This window comes from Sphingomonas sp. SphC10, from assembly GCF_057004845.1.
This window is the reverse complement of record NZ_CM168044.1, coordinates 1,116,887-1,137,741: the sequence shown is the minus strand read 5'-3', so window position 1 is coordinate 1,137,741 and position 20,855 is coordinate 1,116,887. Positions and strand designations below refer to the sequence as shown.

Sequence of the window (20,855 nt, the reverse complement as noted above, 5' to 3'; positions counted from 1 at the left end):
CGTCTAGCATGGGGACCGTAATCACGGAGTCCCCCGCCGATGGCCGAAACCACCACCCTCGCCGCAGCTTTGCCGCACATGCTGCCGGCCTGCCCCCACGCCCGGATTGCCCTGTTCGCGATACGTCGGATGGGCGCGCACGGGCTGGCGGATGCCCGTGCGTCGCACACGCTGTTCACCATGTTCGGACAGGATTTCCGGCGCCCGCTGATCCTGATGCGGACGCTGATGGCCGATCTGGCCGCCCACGCCTCGGGCCAGATCGCCATTGCGCCCTGCTGCTGTGCGCGAATGACGGCGGCAGAGGCGGCGCTGATGACCATCCTCTCCCAGATGGAAGCGGCGCCGCAAAAGGCGCATTTCCTGATGACCGATCTGCTCGGCGTGCGGCGGGTCGATAGCGTCCTGGCGAGCGCCGCCGCCGTCTCGGCCGCCTTCGCGGACGAAGGGCGGCCGATCAGTTACTGACCGGTGCCTCGCGACGGGCGTCGCCCTCTCCGGCGACGCCTGCACTGCCGATCGAACGGTCGACCAGGCCCGACCGCGCCATCCACCAGAACAGCAGGACGCCAGGCACGGCGACGACCGTGGTCAGCAGATAGAAGTCGACATAACCGAATTTCTCGACCAGCGCCCCCGCCGTCGTGCCGCTCAGGATACGCCCGACTACGCTCGCCGCCGCCGAAATCAGCGCATATTGCGCGGCGGTGAAGCGCAGGTCGGTCAGTGCCGAGAAATAGGCGACGACGGTGACGCCGCCGATCCCGCTCGAAAAATTCTCGAACCCGATCGCGCCCGCCATGCCCCAGTTGGAATGACCCAGCGCCGCCAGCCCCGCAAATGACAGGTTGGACACCGCCATCAGCATCAGGCTGATCAACACGGATCGCTTCATCCCCAGCCGCGCATAGAGGACGCCGCCGACGAATACGCCGATCAGCAGTGCCCAGAAGCCGACACCGACATCGTACAGCGCGATCTCGTCCTTGCTGAACCCCAGGTCGTTGAACAACAGACGGAAGGTTAGGTTGGCGAGCGTGTCGCCGATCTTGTGGACCAGGATGAAGGCCAGGATGATAAGCGCGCCCTGACGGCGGAAAAACTCGGCAAAGGGGCCGACGACCGCGCGGACGATCCCCTCGGTAGGGCGCCTGGCGGTGATCTCGCTATGGCGCTTCGGCTCGCCCATGAACAGGGCGGTCAGCACGGCGGGCAGCGCGAAGGCGCAACTGACCATATAGGCCACGCTCCATCCGGCCCGCGTCGCGATGACCAGCGAGAGCGAGGCGACGAGTGCCGAGCCGATCCGCCAGCCATATTGGCCCATGCCCGCCCCCACGCCCAACTGGCGCGGCTCGAGCAGTTCGATGCGATAGGCATCGATCACAATATCGAAGGTTGCCCCCGCGATGCCCAGCGCCAGGGCGGCCATCGCCGTCTGCGCCAATGACACGCGCGGGTCTGCCAGGCCCAGGCCGATCGCCGCTGCGCAGACCAGCGCCGCCACGACCAGCAGCCACGAGACGCGCTGGCCCAAGCGGTGCAGGGCGGGGATCTTTACCCCCTCGACGATCCAGGCCCATAGCCATTTCAGATTATAGGCCAGGATGACGAGCGCGAAGGCGGTGACGCTCTTCTTCTCGATCCCCGCTTCCGCCAGCCGGCTGGCCAGCGTCGCGTTGATCATGGTCAGCGGAAAGGCCGACGATATGCCGAGCGCGAGCGAGGCCAGCGGTGCGGGCTCGACATAGGGCCGCACTCCATCCAACCAACGCGCACTCGCCATAGAACCGCTCACCCTATCGGAAAGCGGGGACCCTATAAGGCTTGGCCATCAGGGGCAACGGGGCCGGACGATGCTGCTCGGGCGAAAAGACGAAAGCCCGATGGCAGGCGACCCGGCGCCTTTCCCGCGCGGCGCTCCTCGATCGCATCGATCGCGCCCAGCAGTTCGCGCGAGCCATAGGGCTTCATCAGCAGCCCCTCGGCAAGTTGCTCGACGCCATCGGGCGGCGTGCCGGTGATGAACAGGACGGGGATGTCGCGGGCATGGGCAGCCCGCGCCACATCGACGCCACTGCCGTCTGCCAAGCGCACATCCGCCAGAACCAGATCGATTCCGGCCCCCCCGTCGATCAGGGTGACGGCCTTGCTGACGCGGTCGACCGTGGCGACCACCTCAAAATCGGCATCGGTCAGGACGTGTTCTGTGTCGAACGCGACCAACGGCTCGTCCTCAACAACGAGCAGCTTGACCAGCTGTCGTTTCTTTCGCCCGAAGAATCTCATCCCTCTATCGGCCTGTCCTGCTGTCCCGCTCGCTCGCGTAACGCTTTGTCTACGAGAAACGACGCAATTAATTTCCTTTGGTCGACACCCTCTGTATCAGCGTGGATCATGACACCAGATCAACGTATAGCAAAGCTGCTCGCGCGGGCAGGAGTCGCGTCGCGCCGAGAGATCGAGCGGATGATCGCCGAGGGCCGGATCGCCCTGAATGGCGTGACTATCGACACCCCTGCGACGCTTCTTTCATCTCTCGACGGCGTGACCGTGGATGGCGATCCCGTCGCCGCGCCCGAGCCGACGCGCCTGTTCCTCTATCACAAGCCCACCGGCCTGCTCGTCACCGAGCATGACCCGGCGGGGCGGCCGACCATCTATGACCGCCTGCCCGAGGGGTTGCCGCGTCTGGTGCCGGTCGGACGGCTCGACCTGAATACCGAGGGGTTGCTGCTGCTGACCACTGATGGCGGCTTCAAGCGTCAGCTGGAATTGCCCGCCACCGGCGTCGAGCGCACCTATCGCGCCCGCGCTTATGGCGACATCACCCAAGCGCAGCTGGAAGAGCTGATCCATGGGATCGAGATCGACGGCATCCGCTATGGCCAGATCGACGCCAATCTCGAGCGGCGGACCGGCGCGAACGTCTGGATCGAGATGACGCTTCGGGAGGGCAAGAACCGCGAAGTTCGCCGCGTCCTCGAACATTTGGGGCTTCAGGTCAGCCGGTTGATCCGGCTGCGCTACGGTCCCTTTGTGCTGGACGAGCTGCCGGTCGGTGACATCGGCGAGGTCCGGGGGGCCGATATCGTCGAATTCCGGCGGTCGCTGGAGGGCGGCATCCCCGCCGACGCGGTTAAGCCTGCGAAGATCAAGCCCGGCTTCCGCACGCCGCCGACGCGCGCCGCCGGTGAGCGCCCGGCACGCGCTGGTGCAGGCGACGCCCGCGGTGGAGCAAGTGACCGCCCCCGGTCGCAGGAGCGGATGGGCTCTGGCGACCGGAGCCGCCGTGACGACGCGCGTCCGTCGTCGGCCTATGCCCGAAACGACCGTCCGGCCCGCGAAGGCGTTCGATCCGACCGACCGCGTGAGGGCGCGAAGCCCTATGGCAGGCCACCGACCAACGAGCGGTCCGGCTTTGGCGGACAACGCCCATCCCGCCTCGAGGACCGTAGCGAACGCCCGGCGCGTGACGGTGTCCGGTCGGATCGGGCGCGGCCGGGGGCCAAGCCCTTTGCCAAATCCTCGACGGGCGAACGGTCGGTCTCCGGCGGCCAGCGGTCATCGCGTTTCGACGACCGTGCCGAACGGCCTGTTCGCGAGGGCGGTCGCCCGGATCGGTCGCGTCGGGATGCCAAGCCTTTCGGCAGCGCTGCCACCGGCGAGCGTTATGGCTCCGGAGGACAGCGGGCGTCGCGCTCGGAAGATCGGGGCGAACGCCCGGCACGGGACGGCGCGCGCTTCGATCGTTCGCGTGGCGACACCAAGCCCTTTGCCAAGCCCGCGAGCGGTCAGCGCCAGCCACGTTTCGACGATCGCGGTGACCGCCCCGCCCGTCCGTCGCGTAGCCCCCAGGGTTCGCCCGGACGCTCCGGCGGACCGTCGAGGCCGGACTCACGCGGCGGCGGACGTCCTAACGGTGGCGGCTCGCGTCCCGGTCGCCCGGGAGGGCATCGCTGATGCGTGTGATCGCCGGACAATGGCGCGGACGCCCGCTGGTCGCGCCCAAGGGTGACGTGACCCGCCCGACCGCCGACCGAACGCGCGAGGCCTTGTTCTCGATGCTCACGGCCCGGCTGGGCGATTTCGAGGGGCTGGCCGTCGGCGACTTCTTCGCCGGTTCGGGCGCGCTCGGGATCGAGGCCTTGTCGCGCGGGGCGGCGTCCTGCCTGTTCGTCGAGCAGGACCGCGCCGCCCTCGATGCGCTGCGGGCCAATCTCGCCAAGCTGGAGGCCAAGGGCGATGTCCGGGCCTCCTCGGTGATGGCGCTGGGGCCTGCGCGGGCGCCGCTCGACCTGATCCTGATGGACCCGCCTTATGGGACAAGCGCGGGCAGCGTCGCGCTCGACAAGCTGGCCCGGCTCGGCTGGGTTGGTGCGGGAACCTGGGTCAGCATCGAGACGGCCAAGCAGGAAGAGATCGAGCTTGCGGGCTTCACCGTCGATGCTTCCCGCGTCCACGGAAAGGCGCGGCTGACCCTGCTTCGTCAGGCCTGATAGGCACCGCGCCCGCGCATCAGGGCGAGCCCGGCGAGGCTGAGCAGACCGGCGGCGACCAGATAGCCGCCGACGAAGTTCAGCCCGCCGCGCTCGGTCAGCGCCTGTGCCGCGATGGGGGCGAGTGCACCGCCGATGATACCGCCCAGATTGAACGTCATCGACACGCCGGTATAGCGCACGCCCGCCGGAAACAGCGCGGGCAACCAGCCGCCCAACGGGCCATAGGCAAAGCCCATCACGAACAGGGCGGCCGACAGCCAGACAAAGACGATGGCGAGTGACCCCGATGCCAGCATCGGTCCCATCGCGATCCCGATCAGCACGCAACCCACAAAGCCCAGCCGCAGCATGGACGGCGCGCCATGCCGGTCGGCCGTCACGCTCGAGACGACGACGCCGAGCGCCAGGAACAGGATCGCGACCAGCTGAATGCCCAGAAACGCCTCGCGCGGATAGCCGAGCACCGTCGTCCCATGCCCGAGCGCAAAGGCGGTCGCGAGGTAGAAGATCGCGAAACAGGCGACCACCCCGCCCGTTCCCGCCAGCAGCGCGCGGCCATGCCCCTGAAGCAGCATCGCGATCGGCACGCGAGGCAACGCCTCAGCCTTCTTCGCCTTGGCAAAATCAGGCGTCTCGGTCAGGCGCAGGCGGACCCATAGGCCCAGCAGCACCAGTACCGCGCTCGCCAGGAACGGTAGGCGCCAGCCCCAGGCGCGGAACTGTTCGTCGGTCAGGATCAGCCCCAGGATCAGGAAGAAGCCATTGGCCAGTATGAAGCCGACCGGTGCGCCGAGCGGCGGGAACATGCCCCAGGTGTTGCGCTTGCCCGGCGGGGCGTTCTCCACCGCGAGCAAGGCGGCCCCGCCCCATTCGCCGCCCAGCCCCAGACCCTGCCCCAGCCGCGCGATGCACAGCAGCAGCGGCGCGATCCATCCCGCTTGCGCATAGGTCGGCAGGAAAGCGATGGCGACGGTCGATCCGCCCATCAGCATCAGACTGACCACCAGGGTCGATTTGCGTCCCACCCGGTCGCCGAAATGGCCGAAGGCGATGGCCCCCACCGGTCGGGCCACGAAGGCGAGACCGAAGCTGGCATAGGACAACAGCAATTGCGCCGTCGCGGAAGATGCCGGAAAGAACAGCGGCCCGAATACCAGCGCCGCTGCGGTCGCATAGATGTAGAAGTCGTAGAACTCGACTGCCGTGCCGGTCAGGCTGGCCAGCAGGATATGGCGGTGCGACGGAGGCGAGGCATGGGTCATGCCTCGCTCGTGCAGAAGCGGACGCCCGGCGTAAAGCCCTATCCGCTTACCCCTCCAACACGCGAGCCAGTTGCAGCAGCAGCCAATAGAGGGTGCCCGACAGCAGCATCGCGGCGGGCAGCGTCAGGACCCAGGCCAGCAGCATGTTACGGATCGTCCGGAACTGAAGACCTGCGCCATTGGCGACAGACGCCCCGGCGACGCCGGAGGTCAGGATATGGGTGGTCGACACCGGGCGGCCGATATATTCCGCACCGAAGATCGTCGCCGCCGTCATGAGTTCGGCTGCGGCCCCCATGCCATAGGTCAGGTGCGTCTTGCCGATGCGCTCGCCGACCGTCACGACGATCCGCCGCCAGCCAACCATGGTGCCCAGGCCCAGCGCCAGCGCGACCGTGACCTTCACCCAGAGCGGGATATAGCGGGTGCCGCGCTCCAGCGACCCGGCATAGCTATTGAGCGACTCGATCTCGGCGGCGGTGAAGCGCTGCTTGGCCGTCTCGCTCTTGGTCACCATGCGGGTGGTGTCGAGGACCAGATACATGTCGTTGCGCAGGTTGGGCACGGCGGCGGCGGGGATACGGCTGAGCGCGCCGTAATTGCCGATCCGCTCGCCGATGTCGCGCGACAGCGCGGACAGGCCCGCATAGACTTTGGGCGTATCGATCGCCTTTTTGCGGACGGCGTCAACCACGTCCGCGCGTGCCTGATCGACCGAGGGGGTGCCCTGTCCACCATGGGCGGCATAGGCGGTCGCCGCAACCTGCGCGCTGCGCACGAAGGCGGGCATGGCACTCTCGGGCAGCGTGCGGTTCAGCGCATAGGCAGTCGGCGCACAGCCGATCAGGATCAGCATAATCAACCCCATGCCCTTCTGCCCGTCATTGCCGCCATGCGCGAAGCTGACCGCCGTGCAGGTGAAGATCAGAAGCGCACGGATGCCGCGCGGCGGCGGCGTATCGCCCTCCGGCTCGCGATAGAGCCGCTTGTCGCGCAGGAAACGCTTCATGACGAGCAGCAGCATCAGGGCACCGGCAAAACCGATCAGCGGGCTGAACAGCAGTGCGGACAGGACCTTCCACACCTGCGCCATATCGACCCCGGAGGTGCCGGGAATGCTCGACAGCAGCTGGTTGGCGAGCCCGACGCCCAGGATCGAGCCGATCAGCGCATGGCTCGACGAATTGGGCAGCCCGACCGCCCAGGTCGCCAGGTTCCAAAGAACGGCTGCCAGCAGCAGCGCGAAGATCATCGCGAACCCGCCAGCCGAGCCGACATGCAGCATCAGGTCGATGGGCAACAGCGTGATGATCGAATAGGCGACGGCTCCGGTCGAGGTCAGAACGCCCAGGAAATTGAAGAAACCGGACCAGACGACCGCGAGCGGGGCGGGCATCGAATGGGTATAGATGACGGTGGCGACCGCATTGGCGGTATCGTGAAACCCGTTCACGAATTCGAAGCCCAGCGCGATCAGCAGCGCCAGCCCCAGAAAAGCGAACACGCCCATCGCCATCGGCTCACCGACGCGGGCGGTGTCGACCGCAATGCTATAGCCGGCATAGGCCAGGCCGCCGATCAACAGGGCGGTGAATACCCAACGGCCCATCGGATGGAGCCCGGCATCGAGACGCGGCCCGCGAACGTGCGATTCGGATTGGCCACCGGCGAGCGCATAGGATGTCATGACCAATCGCGTTGCGCCTTTCTGGTGACATTTTCATGACGGCTGCCCGGTGCCTTCCGGTCCACGCCGTCTCACATCGGAACGCGACCGGGCGGTGTATCGGACCGCCCGGTCGAGTGCCGTTCATGATCTCAGTTGTTGCTAGCCAGCGCGACCGGCGCGGCGGTCGACAATGCCGCGACCTTGATCGCGGCGTCCGCCATCATCTCTCGGCGGCAGCGCGTGACGTCGGCGTTGCGGCGCAGATCGGCCGTTACATGGCCGCACGCCATGGTCGCGGCACGGCGGATACGCGCGTCGAACTGGGCGCGATCAGCGGCACGGTGCAGATCGAGATCGGCGTGACGAACGGTGACCGTGACCGGCTCGCGCATTTCGGCCTGAGCCGTTGCGGACGCAAACAGAGAAGCCGCAATGGCGGCTGCCGTAAACTTCTTCATCTTGTGGTGCTCCTGCATCGGATCGTGCCCGTCACGGCGGCGTGAGTGATGGGTCACCCCGCCGCTCGTCGGCACGCGGTGCCTCTAGGCGGCGGACATGTCGCTTTCGCGTCGCACAAAAGACGCTATGATGACGCGTCCCGCGATGAAACAAGGCCGGGCCGAAGTTACGGGTGGTTGCCCCCGCCGCAAACGTTCCCTAACTGTTCGCGATGACCGTGCCTTCTACCGATCCCGCCGCTTCGCTGGCCGATTATCCCTATCTTCGGACGTTGAACCCCGCGCAGCGCGAGGCGGTGTTGACCACGGACGGGCCGGTGCTGGTGCTGGCGGGCGCGGGCACGGGCAAGACGGCGGCGCTGACCGCACGGCTGGCGCACCTTCTCTATACGCGCAAGGCCTGGCCGTCGGAGATTCTGTCGGTCACCTTCACCAACAAGGCCGCACGCGAGATGCGCGAGCGCGTCGGGCGGCTGGTCGGCGACGCGGTGGAGGGGATGCCATGGCTGGGCACTTTCCATGCGATTGGCGCCAAGATGCTGCGCCGCCATGCCGAACTGGTCGGGCTGCAATCCAACTTCACGATCCTCGACACCGACGATCAGCTGCGATTGCTCAAGCAGTTGATCGTGGCGGCGGACATCGACGAAAAGCGGTTTCCGGCGCGCGCTTTGGGCGGCCTGATCGACGAATGGAAGAACAAGGGGCTGGTCCCCGGCGATATCGATGCGGGCGAAGCCGAGCGCTACGCCAACGGCCAGGGAGCCGAGCTCTATCGCCAATATCAGGACCGGCTGCGCAGCGTGAATGCCTGCGACTTCGGCGATCTGCTGCTCCACATGCTGACCATCCTGAAGACTCATCGCGACGTGCTGGAGCAGTATCAGCAGCGTTTCCGCTATATCATGGTGGACGAGTATCAGGACACCAACAGCGTCCAGTATCTCTGGCTGCGACTGCTTGCCCAGGCGCGCAAGAACATCGCCTGCGTCGGCGATGACGATCAGTCCATCTATTCCTGGCGTGGCGCGCAGGTGGAGAATATCCTGCGCTTCGAGCGGGACTTTCCGGGTGCCAAGGTCATCCGGCTGGAACAGAATTACCGTTCGACGCCGCACATCCTGGGCGCCGCCTCGGGGGTGATTGCCAATAATGGCGGTCGGCTCGGCAAGACGCTTTGGACCGAGTTGGACGTCGGCGAGAAGGTTCAGGTGCTGGGCGTCTGGGACGGTCCCGAGGAAGCACGGCGGGTCGGCGAGGAGATCGAGTCGGCGCGGCGGTCGGGTACCTCCTACGACAATATCGCCATTCTCGTTCGCGCCTCGCACCAGACCCGCGAGTTCGAGGATCGCTTTATCGCGATCGGTCTGCCCTATCGGATCGTCGGCGGGTTCCGCTTTTACGAGCGCGCCGAAATCCGCGATGCGCTGGCGTATCTGCGCATCGTCAACCAGCCGTCGGACGATCTGGCGTTCGAGCGGATCGTCAACGTTCCCAAGCGCGGGTTGGGCGACAAGGCGCTGGCCAAGATCCACCGGCTGGCGCGGGCCGAAGGACTGCCGCTGACCATCGCCTCGGCGCGCATCCTTGACACCGACGAACTGACCCCGCAGGCGCGGCGGAGCCTGGGCAATCTGATCGGCGACATCGCCCGCTGGCGCGACATGGCCCGCGACCTCGCGCATCCGGAGCTGGCGCGCCAGTTGCTCGACGAGAGCGGATATACCGCCATGTACCAGAACGAAAAGTCGGCGGAGGCGGCCGGACGGCTGGAGAATCTGTCCGAACTCGTCCGCGCAATGGAGGATTACGAGTCGCTCGGCGCGTTCTTGGAGCATGTCTCGCTGGTCATGGACCGCGACGGCGACCAGCGCGAGCCCGAGGTGACGATCATGACGATCCATGCCGCCAAGGGGCTGGAGTTCGACACGGTGTTCCTGGCGGGCTGGGAGGAAGGCCTGTTTCCGTCGCAGCGTGCGATCGATGAAGGCGGCACGCGCAGCCTGGAGGAGGAGCGGCGGCTCGCTTATGTCGCGATCACCCGCGCGCGGCGCAAGGCGGTGATCCTGCATGCGGCCAACCGCCGTATCTATGGCCAATGGACGTCAAGCCTGCCCAGCCGCTTCGTTGGCGAATTGCCGCCCGAGCATATCGAGAGCGAGACGAGCATGACCGGCGGCGAAAGCCTTTGGCGGGCCAACTGGTCCGAACATGCCGACCCCTTCGCCAATGTCGGGCGCGGCACCGGGCGCGGTCCGGGCTGGCAGCGGGCAGCGACGGGGCAGAATGCGACCCCTGCCCGTCCCGCTCGGATCGTCGAGTCGCGTTCGCCCTCCGTCGGATTGGGGCAGAAGGGGCGTGACGACCTGCGTGTCGGCGAGCGCGTGTTCCACCAGAAGTTCGGCTATGGCGAGATCGCGGCGATCGAGGGCAACAAGCTGGAGATCGATTTCGAGCAGGCCGGGCGCAAGCGGGTAATGGACAGCTTCGTCACCAAGGGGTGAAAAGCCTTCACATTCCTCTCCTGCAAGGAGAGGTGGCAGGACGAGGCCCTGACGGAGGGGTGTCACCGTTGGAGAGATCGGACAAACTTACGACCGGTTACACCCCTCCACCATGCTGCGCATGGTCCCCCTCCCCTTGCAGGGGAGGAATGGTTGATGTCGTTCAGGAACCATATCCTTTCGTGGCCGTATCGCTCGCCTCCCCCGATTGTCGGGGTATGGAGGGATAGGAACGATGGGCTTTCGTCGTCTGACCATCTTGGCGATCACCACCGCCGTCACCGCAACGGCCATTCCTGCGACGGCACAGACCGCCGCACAGGATGCGCGGTTCCGGGCGGCGCAGGCGCGCTTCGATCGGGAATATCAGATCTATCGTCAGGAAGTGGACCTGTACCAGTCCGAGCGGATCCAGGGCGGCTATGACGATGGCGACTATCGTCCCGCCCCGCCACAGGCTGGTCCCGGTGGGTATCGGGTCGCACCGCCGGTTCCGGCCGATGGCTATGACCGCAATGCCGAACCCTATTACGATCCGGTGGGCGACTATCGCGACGGTTCGCAATATCGCGAGCGGGTGCTGCAACCGCAGGACCGCGTTTATGCGGGGACCGATGGTCGCTATTATTGCCGTCGCCCGGACGGCACGACCGGCCTGATCATCGGTGGCGCAGCCGGCGGCGTGCTGGGCAATCTGGTCGGCGGGCGGAGCAGCACGATCGCGACGCTGCTCGGGGCGGCAGGCGGCGCCTTGGCCGGTCGCTCGATCGAGCAGAACCAGGTCCGCTGCCGCTAAGGCTCCCGGGTACCGCGTTTCACCCGAAGCGCGGTGCCTGGCTTTTCCAGGATCAGCCCGGCTCGACCATCATCAGGGCCGCACCCTGATATTTCTCGGCATCGCGCTCGAACAGGGCACTTGCCGTGAAGCGCCGGGGCGTCAGGCGCAGCGCGCCAAGTCCGGCAAGCTTGAACGTGCCCATCTTTTCCTCGCGCGGCGGCTTTCCGTCCCGCTCGATCGTCGTCGCGTCGACATACAGTTCGTCGTGTCGCGTGAAGATCACATGGGGCGCCAGCACCACTTCGCCGCGATTATACATGGCGGACACCGCCTGCATCTTGACGATCGCTTCGAAGATGATGGCGGGAGCGCCTGCCGCCGGTTCAGCCGGACGGCGCTCGGTCGTCGTCATATCGGTCATCCCCTGCATTTGCCGATCCTGTCGCGGTGCAGCAAGAGCATAATTGCCGCATGGGGCATTGGAAAGGCCGGACGTGCGAGACGCCCGGCCCCTCCGGCTATCGCTTCGGCGCGTCCATCAGCTTCTGGGCGAAATATACCATCTGCTGCGCGCTCAACCGCGCACCTTGCGCAATGTCGGCATCGCCCGAGTGCCCACCTGCCGTATCTTCGTAAAAAAGATAGGGTATGCCATATTCCGACAGGCGCGCCGCGAATTTGCGCGCATGCTGCGGGCCGACGCGGTCATCCTTGGTCGTGGTCCAGATATAGGGCTCGGGGTAAGCGACGCCCTTGCGGATATTGGCATAGGGCGAAATCTTTCGCAGGAACGCAGCCTCCTCCGGCACGTCGATCGAGCCATATTCGTCTTTCCACGAATCGCCCGCCGCGATCTTCTGATACCGCACCATGTCGAGCAGCGGCACCTGGATCGTCACCGCCTTCCACAGCTCGGGATGCTGGGTCAGTTCGACACCCATCAACAGGCCGCCGTTCGACCCGCCATAGATGCCCAGCTTCTGCGGATTGGTAATCCGCCGCGTGAAGAGGTCCTTCGCCACGCTCGCGAAATCGTCATAGATGATCTGACGCTTGGTCTTGCGGCCCGCGTCATGCCATTTCGGCCCGAACTCGCCACCACCCCGGATGTTGGCGAGGACGAACGCGCCGCCCCGCTCTGTCCAGATCTTGCCGGTCGAACCGAGATAATTGGGCAGGCGGGCAATCTCGAACCCGCCATAGGCCGTCATCAGCGTCGGCGTCGTCCCGTCCAGCTTCGCGCCCCTGGGCAGGACGACGAAATAGGGGACTTTGGTCCCGTCGGTCGAGACGGCTTCATATTGATGGACCGTCGTGCCTGCGGCGTCGAAACGGGCGGGGAGCGTCTTCAGCACTTGCGGCGCGGCCGGACGGCTGGCGTCGAAGCGCGACAGCACGGTCGGCGTCGTGAAGCCCGAGGTCGACAGATAGACGGTATTCGAGCGGTCGCTGGTGCTGACCACATCGACCGCCATATTGTCCGGCACCTGCACCGCCGTGGCCGCCCAGCCGTTGCCGGTCGGGGCAAAGATGCTGGCCCGGCCCCGGACATTGTCGATATAGGTGACGACGACGCGGTCCTTCGTGGTCGAAACCCCCTCCACCGCCTGTCGGTCGGTCGGTGTGAACAGCGCGCGTGGGGTGATCTGCCCCGCTTCCAGCTCGGACAGCGGCGCCCAGACGACCGAACCCGCCGGATGTTGCCCCCAAGCGTCGCTGGTCTGGAAGATCACCTTGCCGTCGACCATCCCGGCCGGAAAGGCGCGGGCAGGCATCGCGATCGGCTTGGCCCCGCCGCCTGGCGTCCAGAACAGCTTGCTGCCGCCGAAGAACGTCTGGCGCCGCTCGATCACGACCGCCCGATTGCCCTTCGCATCGGTCAGGACACTGGCATAGGTGCCCAGTTCGTCGGTCGGCGCGCCACGGAAAATCTCGGTCGCCTGTTCCAGCGGTGCTCCGCGCTTCACCATCTTCACGACGAAGGGATAGCTCGACTTGGTAAGTGTCCCCTGCCCCCAGTCACGACTGACCAGCAGCGTATCCTTGTCGAGCCAGGCCGCGCCCTGCTTGGAGGTCGAGAGGCGGAGACCGTTCGGGACGAACTGGCCGGTCTCCAGATCGAACTCGCGATATTCGATCGCGTCCTCGCCACCCTCGGACAGGGCGATCAGGCACAGGCGATCCTCCGGGCTGAGGCAGGACAGGCCCTTCCAGACCCATTTCTTGCCCTCCGCCTTGCTGAGTGCGTCGAGGTCGAGAAGCGTCGTCCATTTCGGCGCGGCGGAGGCGTAATCGGCTTCGGTCGTCCAGCGCCATAGCCCCTGCGGATGATGGGCATCGCGCCAGAAATTGACGATGCGGCCATAGATCTGGCCCGGCATCGGAATACGATCCTTGGCCGAGGCGATGGCGAGCGCTTCGGAATAGAAGGTCTGATAGCGCGGATCGTTCTGAAGACGCGGCAGGGTCTTGGCATTCTCAGCCTCGACCCAAGCCAGCGCCTTCGCGCCGTCCTTGTCCTCCAACCAGATATAGGGATCATTCTCGGTCATCGGGCTGGTCTGCGCCATCGCAGGCCCCGCCACAAGCTGCCCGGCCAGCATCGTGCCCGCCAGCAGTCCACGCCATCCCCGCATTCCGTCACGCTCCGTCTCAATCGCGAATGATGGGAATGTGACTTCATCACGTAACCAAGGCAATGCGCGACCGCCGCTTTATTACCCTCCTGATCGGCCCCATCCAAGGTGATGGGATCGTTGGACTCCATGACGCTCTGCAATCGCCGGGGATACGGAACGGCCGCACGACCGGCCCGTTCACCTCCCGCCTTATCGCCATATGCGCAGGAGCAGACGATGCCTTATGTGAAGACCCGCGACGGAACCGACATCTATGTCAAGGACTGGGGTGAGGGACGCCCCGTCGTGCTGCTCCATGGCTGGCCGCTCTCGGCGGACATGTGGGACGCCCAGATGATGGCGCTGGCCGAGGCCGGGTTCCGCGCCATCGCCTATGACCGGCGTGGCTTCGGACGCTCGGGCCAGCCGTGGTCGGGGTACGACTATGACACGCTGTCCGACGATCTGGCCGATGTGCTGGAGGCGACGGGCGCGCAGGACGCGGCGATCATCGGCTTCTCGATGGGCGGCGGTGAAGTCGCCCGCTATATGAGCCGCCATGACGGCAAGGGCGTGGTCGCGGCCGGGCTCATCGCCTCGGTCGTGCCCTACATGCTCAAAACCGACGATAATCCCCACGGCACCGACCAGTCGGTGTTCGACCAGATCGGCCAGGGCCTGCGCGACGACCGCGCCAATTTCCTGCGCCACACCTTCTTCAAGCAGTTCTTCGGCGTGGGCTTCATCAGCAGCCCGGTCAGCGACGATGTGCTCGATTGGGCGACGAGCGTGGCGATGCAGGCGGGGCTCAAGCCGACGCTGGCCTGCGCCGAGTCGTTCAGCCAGACGGATTTCCGTCCCGACCTGTCCGCGTTCCGCGTGCCGACGCTGATCGTGCATGGGACCGGCGATCAGACCGTGCCGATCGATGCGGCGGGCCGCGCCGCAGCGGCGGGCATCGCGCATTCGCAACTCGTCGAATATGACGGCGCGCCGCACGGGCTGAACGTCACGCACAGCGACCGCCTCACCAGCGACCTGCTGACCTTCCTGGGTCGGTGATACGGAAAAGGGCGGCCTTGCGGGGCCGCCCTTTTTCACTTCAGGGGAACGATGACCTCGTCCGGATGGGCGACGTTCAGTTCCTTGCGGACCATCTCGTCGACCATGTCCGGATTGGCATGGTCCGGATCGAGCAGCGCCACCCTGTTCTTCAACACCGTCCGTCGCTTGTCGAGCGCGGCATAGTCATGCTCCCGCTTGACCAGCTGGCGCTGATACTCGCCATAAGCGAGCAGGCCGTTGCGCCCCAGCACCGCATAGGCACCGAAAAAGGCAACGATCGTCAGACCAAGAGCGGGCAGCGCGGCCCGCCGCATGGTCCGGATGAAAGGCGACGGTTTCTTGGTCACGGCAACCATAATCGTTCCGTCGCCTTCCGATTTCAAGCGCGGATGAGAATATCGCGACCGGCGTAGCGCGCCGAGTCACCCAGCTCTTCCTCGATGCGGATCAGCTGATTGTACTTGGCGAGCCGGTCCGAACGCGCCAGCGAGCCCGTTTTGATCTGACCGCAGTTGGTGGCGACCGCCAGATCGGCGATGGTCGCGTCCTCGGTTTCGCCCGAACGGTGCGACATGACGGCGGTGTAGCGCGAACGCTGCGCCAGCGACACGGCCTCCAGTGTCTCGGTCAGCGTGCCGATCTGGTTGACCTTCACCAGCAGCGAGTTGGCATAGCCGCCCTCGATGCCCTTCTTCAGGCGCTTGGGGTTGGTGACGAACAGATCGTCGCCGACCAGCTGCACCTTGTCGCCGATCAGGTCGGTCAGCGCCTTCCAGCCCTCCCAGTCGTCCTCGGCCATGCCGTCTTCGATCGACAGGATCGGGTACCGGCGGGTCAGGTCGGCGAGATACTCGGCCATCTCATGGCTCGACAGGATCTTGCCCTCGCCCGAGATATTGTACTTGCCGTCCTTGAAGAACTCGGTCGCCGCGCAGTCGAGCGCGATCATCACGTCGTCGCCCGGCTTGTACCCGGCCTTCTCGACGGATGCCATGATGAAGTCGAGCGCTTCGGTGGTCGAGGCGATGTTGGGGGCAAAGCCGCCCTCATCGCCCACGCCGGTCGCCAGGCCCTTTTCGTGCAGCGCCTTCTTCAGCGTGTGGAAGATTTCCGAGCCGCAGCGGACCGCTTCCATGATGTTCGCCGCACCGACCGGCATGATCATGAATTCCTGGAAATCGATCGGATTGTCCGCATGCTCGCCGCCATTGATGATGTTCATCATCGGCACCGGCAGCAGATGCGCCGAGACGCCACCGACATATTTGTAGAGCGGCAGGCCCCGCGCTTCGGACGCGGCCTTGGCCGCCGCCAGGCTGACGCCCAGGATGGCGTTCGCGCCCAGGCGGCCCTTGTTCTCGGTGCCGTCCAGCTCGATCATGGCGCGGTCGAGATCGGCCTGATCCTCGGCGTCCATGCCCAGGATCGCGTCGGTGATCTCGTCGTTGACCGCTTCGACCGCGGCTTCGACGCCCTTGCCCATCCAGCGGCTCTTGTCGCCGTCGCGCTTCTCGACGGCTTCATGCGCGCCGGTCGATGCGCCCGAGGGAACGGCAGCGCGGCCGAAGCTGCCGTCTTCGAGCAGCACGTCGACTTCGACGGTGGGATTGCCCCGGCTGTCCAGGATTTGACGCGCGTGGATGTCGATGATTGCGGTCACGTAACGATGCTCCTACATCAGCCTAGTGGTCTCGGCGCGGCTCTACCGTGTGACTGTGCGAAGGGCAATTGCGGTAAAATCATGGAACCGTGCTTCCATTGCCGGGGTTAAGACGCAAACCGCCCGTTCGCCCGGGCCGTAACGAAAGGGTTTTTCGATGGCTGACACCGACAGCACCTTCCCCGCCGCTAACACCGCGACGCCCGGTTTCGGCGCCAACATCGCGGTCGCGCCGGAAGTGGCCGCCCCGAACGCCCCGCTGGTATCGGACACCGATGCTTCGACGACGAAGGCCGGTCTCGCCGACGCCAAGCAGCAGGTGAAGGACGGCGCCAGCAAGTTCCAGCAGCAGGCGGTCGACAAGATTCAGGCACTGGCCGGTGACGGCAAGGCCAAGGCCGGTTCCGCACTCGACCAGGTTGCGCAGTTGCTGAACGACGCGGCCGGGCAAGTCGACGAGAAGCTGGGCAACCAATATGGCCAATATGCCCGCTCGGCTGCCGACACCGTGACCTCGCTGTCGGGTGCGATCAAGGACAAGGACGTCAAGGAACTGCTCGACGACGCCCGCGCCTTCGTCACCAAGAGCCCGGCGGTCGCGATCGGCATTGCCGCCGCCCTCGGCTTCGCGCTGGCGCGCGTGGTCCAGTCGGGTGTCGAAACCCGCCAGTCGGTCGACGCCTCCGCGTGACCCGCGTCGTCGAAACCCTGCGGACGGCGGTATCGCCCGAGCCGGAGACGCTGACTTCGCTGGTGTCGCAGCTCGTCGATGATGGGCGTACGTTCATCACCGCCGAGATCGATCTGGCGAAGGCCCGCGCGACCGACAAGATCGGACGCTATCGTAGCGCGGCGATCTTCTTCGGGGTCGCAGCGGTGCTGGGCCTGTCGGCGCTGATCGCGTTGCTCGTCGGCCTGATCTTCGCACTGGCGCCGGCGACCGGGCCGTTCGCGGCGACGCTGATTGTCGTCGGCGTGGTCGTCATCATTGCCGGCATTTTGGCGATGATGGGCAAGTCCCGTCTGTCGGGAGGTGGCGCATGACCGTCGCAGAAGCGGAAATCCGCGCGGCCGAGGCACGCGAGCGGCTGAACGCCACCGCATCGCGCATCCAGGCGAAGCTGGAGCCGCAGGCACTGGCCGCGCAGGCACGTGAGGCAAGCGTCACGGCCGCGAAGTGCGGCCTCGAGTCCGCGAAGAGCAACCCTGCCGCCGTCGCTGGCGGCGTGGCCGTGCTCGGCCTCTTCCTCAATCGTCGGCGGATCGCCCGCCTGTTCAAGCGTAAACGCTGATTTGGTTCGCGGGGGCGCGCCCTCGCGACACGGCCCAGAAGGATGTTCGCAATGACCACCGAAACCCACCAGGATCAGCAGACTGCCCTCCGCGAAAAGATCGACCACACGCGCGAAACCGCGTCGCAGGCCTATCATGACGCGAAGGACAAGGCCGCAACCGCGCTCCACACGTCCAAGGACAAGGCAGGCGAGCTGGCACACAAGACGGCTCGTTCGATCGAATCCAATCCGCTCGGCATCCTCGTCGGCGGCTTGGTCGTCGGCGTGATCGCGGGCGCGCTGATCCCGCGTTCGGCGCGCGAAAAGGAATTGCTCACCCCGCTCGGCAAGAAGCTGGGCGAGACGTTTCGCCAAGCGACCCAGGCCGCGCGCGAGACGGGTCTTCGTGAATTAGAGGAAGCCGGTCTGACCAAGGACGCCGCCAAGGACCGCGCAAAGTCGCTGTTCGACGATGTGGTCAAGGCTGCCAGCAATGCCGGGTCGGCCGCGGCCAAGGCGGCGACGAACAAGACGTCGGTCTAAGCTCGCCCCCCATGCTGGGCAGACGGCGCCCCGCGATCCGATGGCGATCACGGGGCGCTTCTTTTTTGGGGTTATGCCGCAACGGCTTGCGGGTGCGAACGGGGCTTTCTACCAAGATCGCTCCAACGCTCTCACCGGGATATCCGCTTGCGCTCTTCCTCCCTCGCCATCGTCCTCGCCGCCCTCTCGCTGAGCGCCCCCGCCACCGTCCAGGCGCAGGCCACGCCCATCGCGGCGCCTCAACCCGGTGAGGGCAAGGAGGACGCCCGGCTCAAGCAGCTTTTCCATGACAGCGACGAAGCGAGCCTGGCGCGCAACCCGATCAGCGGCATCTTCCGAGGCGACATGCGCCGGGCCGACCGGATCGGCGATTTCTTTTCCGACGCCTATATCGCGGCCGAGCGCACGGCGACCGAGAAGGACCTGAAGGCCCTGGGCCAGATCGATCGGGCCAGGCTGACCCCGACCAACCAGGTCGCTTATGACGTCTTCAAGCAGCAGGGCGAGACGACGCTGAGGGGCTTCGATCCGGCCATCGTCGCGCTGACGATCGTACGACCCATGGATCACTTCTACGGCATCCAGACCTTCTACCCCGAATTCGCCTCGGGCCAGGGCGCCGCGCCGTTCAACACGGTGGCCGATTACGAAAACAACCTGAAGCGCAACGTCGAATATGCCCGCCTGCTGGACGAGGCGATCACCCGCTTTCGGCAGGGCATGGCAAGCGGCATCGTCCAGCCCAAGCTGGTCGTGCGCAACATGATCGCCCAATTCGACAATCTGCTTGCCGTGCCGGTCGAGAAGTCGACCTTCTACGGCCCGGTCCAGAATTTCCCCGCCACCGTCCCGGCGGCCGAGCAGGCACGGCTGAAGGCCGCCTATGCCGCGCAGATCCGCGACGTCATCGTACCCGCCGAGCAGCGGATGCGGGCCTTCCTGGCCGACACCTATCTGCCGGTGGCGCGCGATACGGTCGGCCTGTCGGGGATGCCGGGCGGCGACAGGCTCTATGCCTATCTGATCGAACAGAACACCACCCTGCCCCTCAAGGCCGAGGACGTGCATCAGCTCGGCCTGTCCGAGGTCGCGCGTATCCTGAAGGCAATGGAGGTCCAGAAGCAGGCTGTCGGCTTCAAGGGCAGTTTGGCGGAGTTCTTCACCTTCCTGCGCACCGACCCGCGTTTCGCGCCCAAGAGCGCGGCACAGCTTCGCGAAGGCTATGAGGCGATCGGCCGCCGTGTCGATGCGCGCATCCGCGAACAATTCTCGCTGATCCCCAAAACACCGCTCGAAATCCGTCCGGTCCCGGCCTTCAAGGAAAAGACCGATGCCGGTGGCTCCTATCAGGGCGGCACCCCGGACGGCACACGGCCGGGTGTCTTCTACTACAACACCTATGACCTCCCCTCACGCTATATGTGGGAGATGGAGACGCTCTATCTCCACGAAGCGGTGCCGGGGCATCATTTCCAGATCAGCCTGGCGCAGGAAAATGCGGCGCTTCCCGCCTTCATGCGCTTCGGCGGCAACACCGCCTATGCCGAGGGCTGGGCCCTCTATGCCGAGACGCTGTGGCCCGACCTGGGCATGGAAACCGATCCCTATCAGCGGATGGGCGGCCTGAACGACGAGATGCTGCGCGCGATGCGGCTGGTCGTCGATACCGGCATCCATGCCAAGGGTTGGACCCGCGATCAGGCGATCGACTATATGCTTGCCAACTCGCCCATGGCGCGCACCGATGCGACCGCCGAGGTCGAGCGTTACATCGCCATTCCGGGCCAGGCCTTGGCCTATAAGATCGGCCAGCTGACGATCAGCCGGTTGAAGGCGCAGGCCAAGGCCGAGCTGGGTACGAAGTTCGATCCCCGCCGTTTCCATGCCGAGGTGCTCGACACCGGCGCGCTGCCGATGCCGGTGCTGGAAAAGAAGATCGCCGACTGGATCGCGGCCGAAAAGCGCCGCTGATCGGGGCAAGCGCCACGTCAGGGGACGTGGCGCTTCTCCAGTTTCCGCGCGAGGGTGCGACGGTGCATACCGAGACGCCTGGCGGTTTCCGAGATGTTGAAGTTCGTCTCGGCCAGCGTCTCGTTGATCCGCTCCCATTCCAGCGTCTTGATCGAACTGGGCCGGTCGGTGATCGCGGTCGTCGCGTCGCCGCTTGCCTTGTGGAACGCAGCCTCGATATCATCGGTATTGGACGGCTTGGCGAGATAGTGGCACGCGCCCAGCTTGATCGCCTCCACCGCCGTCGCGATGCTGGCAAAGCCGGTCAGCACGACGATCAGCATCTCGGGATCATGTGCGTGCAGCGTCTGCACACAGGCCAGGCCCGACGCCTGCCCCAGCTTCAGGTCGACCACCGCATAACGCGGCGTGGTCGTGCTCAACACCTCGCGCAGCGCATCCGGACTGGCGGCCACCCACACGCGGTAGCCGCGACGCTCGAACGAACGCTGCAGGGTCCGCGCGAAGGTCTCGTCATCCTCGACGATCACCAATGAACGGTCTTCGTCCAT

General features: G+C 65.9%; 21 protein-coding genes. 11 read left to right on the top strand and 10 right to left on the bottom strand.

Annotated elements, in window-relative coordinates; translation table 11 throughout:
• Nucleotides 1–39: 39 nt before the first annotated feature.
• Nucleotides 40–468: a DUF6628 family protein gene (locus tag ACWKSV_RS04980; RefSeq protein ID WP_056434913.1), complete on the top strand. Its 429-nt coding sequence runs from the start codon at nucleotides 40–42 to the stop codon at nucleotides 466–468.
• Here ACWKSV_RS04980 and ACWKSV_RS04975 read toward each other — a convergent pair.
• Nucleotides 458–1,786, bottom strand: a complete 1,329-nt coding sequence (locus ACWKSV_RS04975; protein ID WP_076716252.1) for an AmpG family muropeptide MFS transporter — start codon at nucleotides 1,784–1,786, stop codon at nucleotides 458–460. The two genes, ACWKSV_RS04980 and ACWKSV_RS04975, sit on opposite strands and share 11 nt — an antisense overlap.
• A 32-nt stretch (nucleotides 1,787–1,818) precedes the next feature.
• Entirely contained in the window at nucleotides 1,819–2,289 is a 471-nt protein-coding gene (locus ACWKSV_RS04970) for a response regulator (RefSeq protein ID WP_056434915.1), read from the bottom strand.
• Between the two features lie 108 nt (nucleotides 2,290–2,397).
• Between ACWKSV_RS04970 and ACWKSV_RS04965 the strand changes: the two genes are divergently transcribed.
• Nucleotides 2,398–3,963, top strand: coding sequence for a pseudouridine synthase (locus tag ACWKSV_RS04965; protein WP_483666906.1), 1,566 nt, complete (start codon nucleotides 2,398–2,400; stop codon nucleotides 3,961–3,963).
• Nucleotides 3,963–4,499 (top strand): 16S rRNA (guanine(966)-N(2))-methyltransferase RsmD, encoded by a 537-nt coding sequence (rsmD, locus tag ACWKSV_RS04960; protein ID WP_076716251.1) that lies wholly within the window; start codon nucleotides 3,963–3,965, stop codon nucleotides 4,497–4,499. Before ACWKSV_RS04965 ends, rsmD begins: the two co-directional genes overlap by 1 nt.
• Here rsmD and ACWKSV_RS04955 read toward each other — a convergent pair.
• From ACWKSV_RS04955 to ACWKSV_RS04945, 3 genes are all read right to left on the bottom strand, one after another.
• Nucleotides 4,490–5,764 carry an MFS transporter gene (locus ACWKSV_RS04955; RefSeq protein WP_076716250.1) on the bottom strand — a complete coding sequence of 425 codons (1,275 nt, stop codon included), beginning with the start codon at nucleotides 5,762–5,764 and terminating at the stop codon, nucleotides 4,490–4,492. The genes rsmD and ACWKSV_RS04955 overlap by 10 nt on opposite strands.
• A 46-nt stretch (nucleotides 5,765–5,810) precedes the next feature.
• A complete protein-coding gene (locus ACWKSV_RS04950) occupies nucleotides 5,811–7,451 on the bottom strand; it encodes an inorganic phosphate transporter (RefSeq protein WP_076716249.1) in 1,641 nt (546 codons plus the stop codon).
• A gap of 131 nt (nucleotides 7,452–7,582) precedes the next feature.
• Nucleotides 7,583–7,891 (bottom strand): UrcA family protein, encoded by a 309-nt coding sequence (locus ACWKSV_RS04945; RefSeq protein WP_172839662.1) that lies wholly within the window; start codon nucleotides 7,889–7,891, stop codon nucleotides 7,583–7,585.
• Between the two features lie 212 nt (nucleotides 7,892–8,103).
• Between ACWKSV_RS04945 and ACWKSV_RS04940 the strand changes: the two genes are divergently transcribed.
• A complete protein-coding gene (locus ACWKSV_RS04940; protein ID WP_076716247.1) occupies nucleotides 8,104–10,395 on the top strand; it encodes an ATP-dependent helicase in 2,292 nt (763 codons plus the stop codon).
• 235 nt (nucleotides 10,396–10,630) lie between these two features.
• Complete coding sequence (locus tag ACWKSV_RS04935; RefSeq protein ID WP_076716245.1) at nucleotides 10,631–11,191, top strand: glycine zipper 2TM domain-containing protein; 561 nt, start codon at nucleotides 10,631–10,633, stop codon at nucleotides 11,189–11,191.
• Between the two features lie 52 nt (nucleotides 11,192–11,243).
• Here ACWKSV_RS04935 and ACWKSV_RS04930 read toward each other — a convergent pair whose 3' ends face one another.
• Both ACWKSV_RS04930 and ACWKSV_RS04925 read right to left on the bottom strand, forming a co-directional pair.
• The gene (locus tag ACWKSV_RS04930; protein ID WP_380773262.1) at nucleotides 11,244–11,603 is read right to left on the bottom strand and encodes a hypothetical protein; all 360 of its coding nucleotides are present in this window, start codon (nucleotides 11,601–11,603) and stop codon (nucleotides 11,244–11,246) included.
• An 88-nt stretch (nucleotides 11,604–11,691) separates the two neighbouring features.
• Nucleotides 11,692–13,809, bottom strand: coding sequence for a prolyl oligopeptidase family serine peptidase (locus tag ACWKSV_RS04925; protein ID WP_076716244.1), 2,118 nt, complete (start codon nucleotides 13,807–13,809; stop codon nucleotides 11,692–11,694).
• Nucleotides 13,810–14,028: 219 nt separating this feature from the next.
• Here ACWKSV_RS04925 and ACWKSV_RS04920 point away from each other — a divergent pair, with 219 nt between their 5' ends.
• The gene (locus ACWKSV_RS04920; RefSeq protein WP_076716242.1) at nucleotides 14,029–14,853 is read left to right on the top strand and encodes an alpha/beta fold hydrolase; all 825 of its coding nucleotides are present in this window, start codon (nucleotides 14,029–14,031) and stop codon (nucleotides 14,851–14,853) included.
• 35 nt (nucleotides 14,854–14,888) lie between these two features.
• Here ACWKSV_RS04920 and ACWKSV_RS04915 read toward each other — a convergent pair whose 3' ends face one another.
• Together ACWKSV_RS04915 and eno are read right to left on the bottom strand one after the other, a co-directional pair.
• Complete coding sequence (locus ACWKSV_RS04915) at nucleotides 14,889–15,170, bottom strand: FtsB family cell division protein (RefSeq protein WP_089413591.1); 282 nt, start codon at nucleotides 15,168–15,170, stop codon at nucleotides 14,889–14,891.
• 65 nt (nucleotides 15,171–15,235) lie between these two features.
• On the bottom strand, nucleotides 15,236–16,516 hold the full coding sequence (gene eno / locus ACWKSV_RS04910) for a phosphopyruvate hydratase (protein WP_076716240.1): 1,281 nt from the start codon (nucleotides 16,514–16,516) through the stop codon (nucleotides 15,236–15,238).
• 157 nt (nucleotides 16,517–16,673) lie between these two features.
• Here eno and ACWKSV_RS04905 point away from each other — a divergent pair, with 157 nt between their 5' ends.
• From ACWKSV_RS04905 to ACWKSV_RS04885, 5 genes are all read left to right on the top strand, one after another.
• Complete coding sequence (locus ACWKSV_RS04905) at nucleotides 16,674–17,207, top strand: hypothetical protein (RefSeq protein WP_156884271.1); 534 nt, start codon at nucleotides 16,674–16,676, stop codon at nucleotides 17,205–17,207.
• Nucleotides 17,204–17,560 (top strand): phage holin family protein, encoded by a 357-nt coding sequence (locus tag ACWKSV_RS04900; protein WP_056434925.1) that lies wholly within the window; start codon nucleotides 17,204–17,206, stop codon nucleotides 17,558–17,560. The genes ACWKSV_RS04905 and ACWKSV_RS04900 overlap by 4 nt, the downstream gene beginning before the upstream one ends.
• Nucleotides 17,557–17,808, top strand: a complete 252-nt coding sequence (locus ACWKSV_RS04895) for a hypothetical protein (RefSeq protein WP_076716239.1) — start codon at nucleotides 17,557–17,559, stop codon at nucleotides 17,806–17,808. Before ACWKSV_RS04900 ends, ACWKSV_RS04895 begins: the two co-directional genes overlap by 4 nt.
• Nucleotides 17,809–17,859: 51 nt before the next feature.
• On the top strand, nucleotides 17,860–18,333 hold the full coding sequence (locus ACWKSV_RS04890; protein ID WP_237243357.1) for a hypothetical protein: 474 nt from the start codon (nucleotides 17,860–17,862) through the stop codon (nucleotides 18,331–18,333).
• 141 nt (nucleotides 18,334–18,474) lie between these two features.
• On the top strand, nucleotides 18,475–20,304 hold the full coding sequence (locus tag ACWKSV_RS04885) for a DUF885 domain-containing protein (protein WP_483666920.1): 1,830 nt from the start codon (nucleotides 18,475–18,477) through the stop codon (nucleotides 20,302–20,304).
• Nucleotides 20,305–20,321: 17 nt separating this feature from the next.
• Here ACWKSV_RS04885 and ACWKSV_RS04880 read toward each other — a convergent pair whose 3' ends face one another.
• Nucleotides 20,322–20,855, bottom strand: coding sequence for a response regulator transcription factor (locus tag ACWKSV_RS04880; RefSeq protein ID WP_056434929.1), 534 nt, complete (start codon nucleotides 20,853–20,855; stop codon nucleotides 20,322–20,324).

What these genes read in the sequence shown, in the direction of transcription:
- ACWKSV_RS04975 (WP_076716252.1), bottom strand. Translation starts at nt 1,786, where the DNA reads ATGGCGAGTGCGCGTTGGTTGGATGGAGTGCGGCCCTATGTCGAGCCC.
- ACWKSV_RS04940 (WP_076716247.1), top strand. Translation starts at nt 8,104, where the DNA reads ATGACCGTGCCTTCTACCGATCCCGCCGCTTCGCTGGCCGATTATCCC.
- ACWKSV_RS04915 (WP_089413591.1), bottom strand. Translation starts at nt 15,170, where the DNA reads ATGCGGCGGGCCGCGCTGCCCGCTCTTGGTCTGACGATCGTTGCCTTT.
- ACWKSV_RS04945 (WP_172839662.1), bottom strand. Translation starts at nt 7,891, where the DNA reads ATGAAGAAGTTTACGGCAGCCGCCATTGCGGCTTCTCTGTTTGCGTCC.
- ACWKSV_RS04935 (WP_076716245.1), top strand. Translation starts at nt 10,631, where the DNA reads ATGGGCTTTCGTCGTCTGACCATCTTGGCGATCACCACCGCCGTCACC.
- ACWKSV_RS04970 (WP_056434915.1), bottom strand. Translation starts at nt 2,289, where the DNA reads ATGAGATTCTTCGGGCGAAAGAAACGACAGCTGGTCAAGCTGCTCGTT.
- ACWKSV_RS04895 (WP_076716239.1), top strand. Translation starts at nt 17,557, where the DNA reads ATGACCGTCGCAGAAGCGGAAATCCGCGCGGCCGAGGCACGCGAGCGG.
- ACWKSV_RS04925 (WP_076716244.1), bottom strand. Translation starts at nt 13,809, where the DNA reads ATGCGGGGATGGCGTGGACTGCTGGCGGGCACGATGCTGGCCGGGCAG.
- ACWKSV_RS04880 (WP_056434929.1), bottom strand. Translation starts at nt 20,855, where the DNA reads ATGGACGAAGACCGTTCATTGGTGATCGTCGAGGATGACGAGACCTTC.
- ACWKSV_RS04890 (WP_237243357.1), top strand. Translation starts at nt 17,860, where the DNA reads ATGACCACCGAAACCCACCAGGATCAGCAGACTGCCCTCCGCGAAAAG.
- ACWKSV_RS04905 (WP_156884271.1), top strand. Translation starts at nt 16,674, where the DNA reads ATGGCTGACACCGACAGCACCTTCCCCGCCGCTAACACCGCGACGCCC.
- ACWKSV_RS04965 (WP_483666906.1), top strand. Translation starts at nt 2,398, where the DNA reads ATGACACCAGATCAACGTATAGCAAAGCTGCTCGCGCGGGCAGGAGTC.
- ACWKSV_RS04955 (WP_076716250.1), bottom strand. Translation starts at nt 5,764, where the DNA reads ATGACCCATGCCTCGCCTCCGTCGCACCGCCATATCCTGCTGGCCAGC.
- ACWKSV_RS04980 (WP_056434913.1), top strand. Translation starts at nt 40, where the DNA reads ATGGCCGAAACCACCACCCTCGCCGCAGCTTTGCCGCACATGCTGCCG.
- rsmD (WP_076716251.1), top strand. Translation starts at nt 3,963, where the DNA reads ATGCGTGTGATCGCCGGACAATGGCGCGGACGCCCGCTGGTCGCGCCC.
- ACWKSV_RS04950 (WP_076716249.1), bottom strand. Translation starts at nt 7,451, where the DNA reads ATGACATCCTATGCGCTCGCCGGTGGCCAATCCGAATCGCACGTTCGC.
- ACWKSV_RS04920 (WP_076716242.1), top strand. Translation starts at nt 14,029, where the DNA reads ATGCCTTATGTGAAGACCCGCGACGGAACCGACATCTATGTCAAGGAC.
- ACWKSV_RS04930 (WP_380773262.1), bottom strand. Translation starts at nt 11,603, where the DNA reads ATGCAGGGGATGACCGATATGACGACGACCGAGCGCCGTCCGGCTGAA.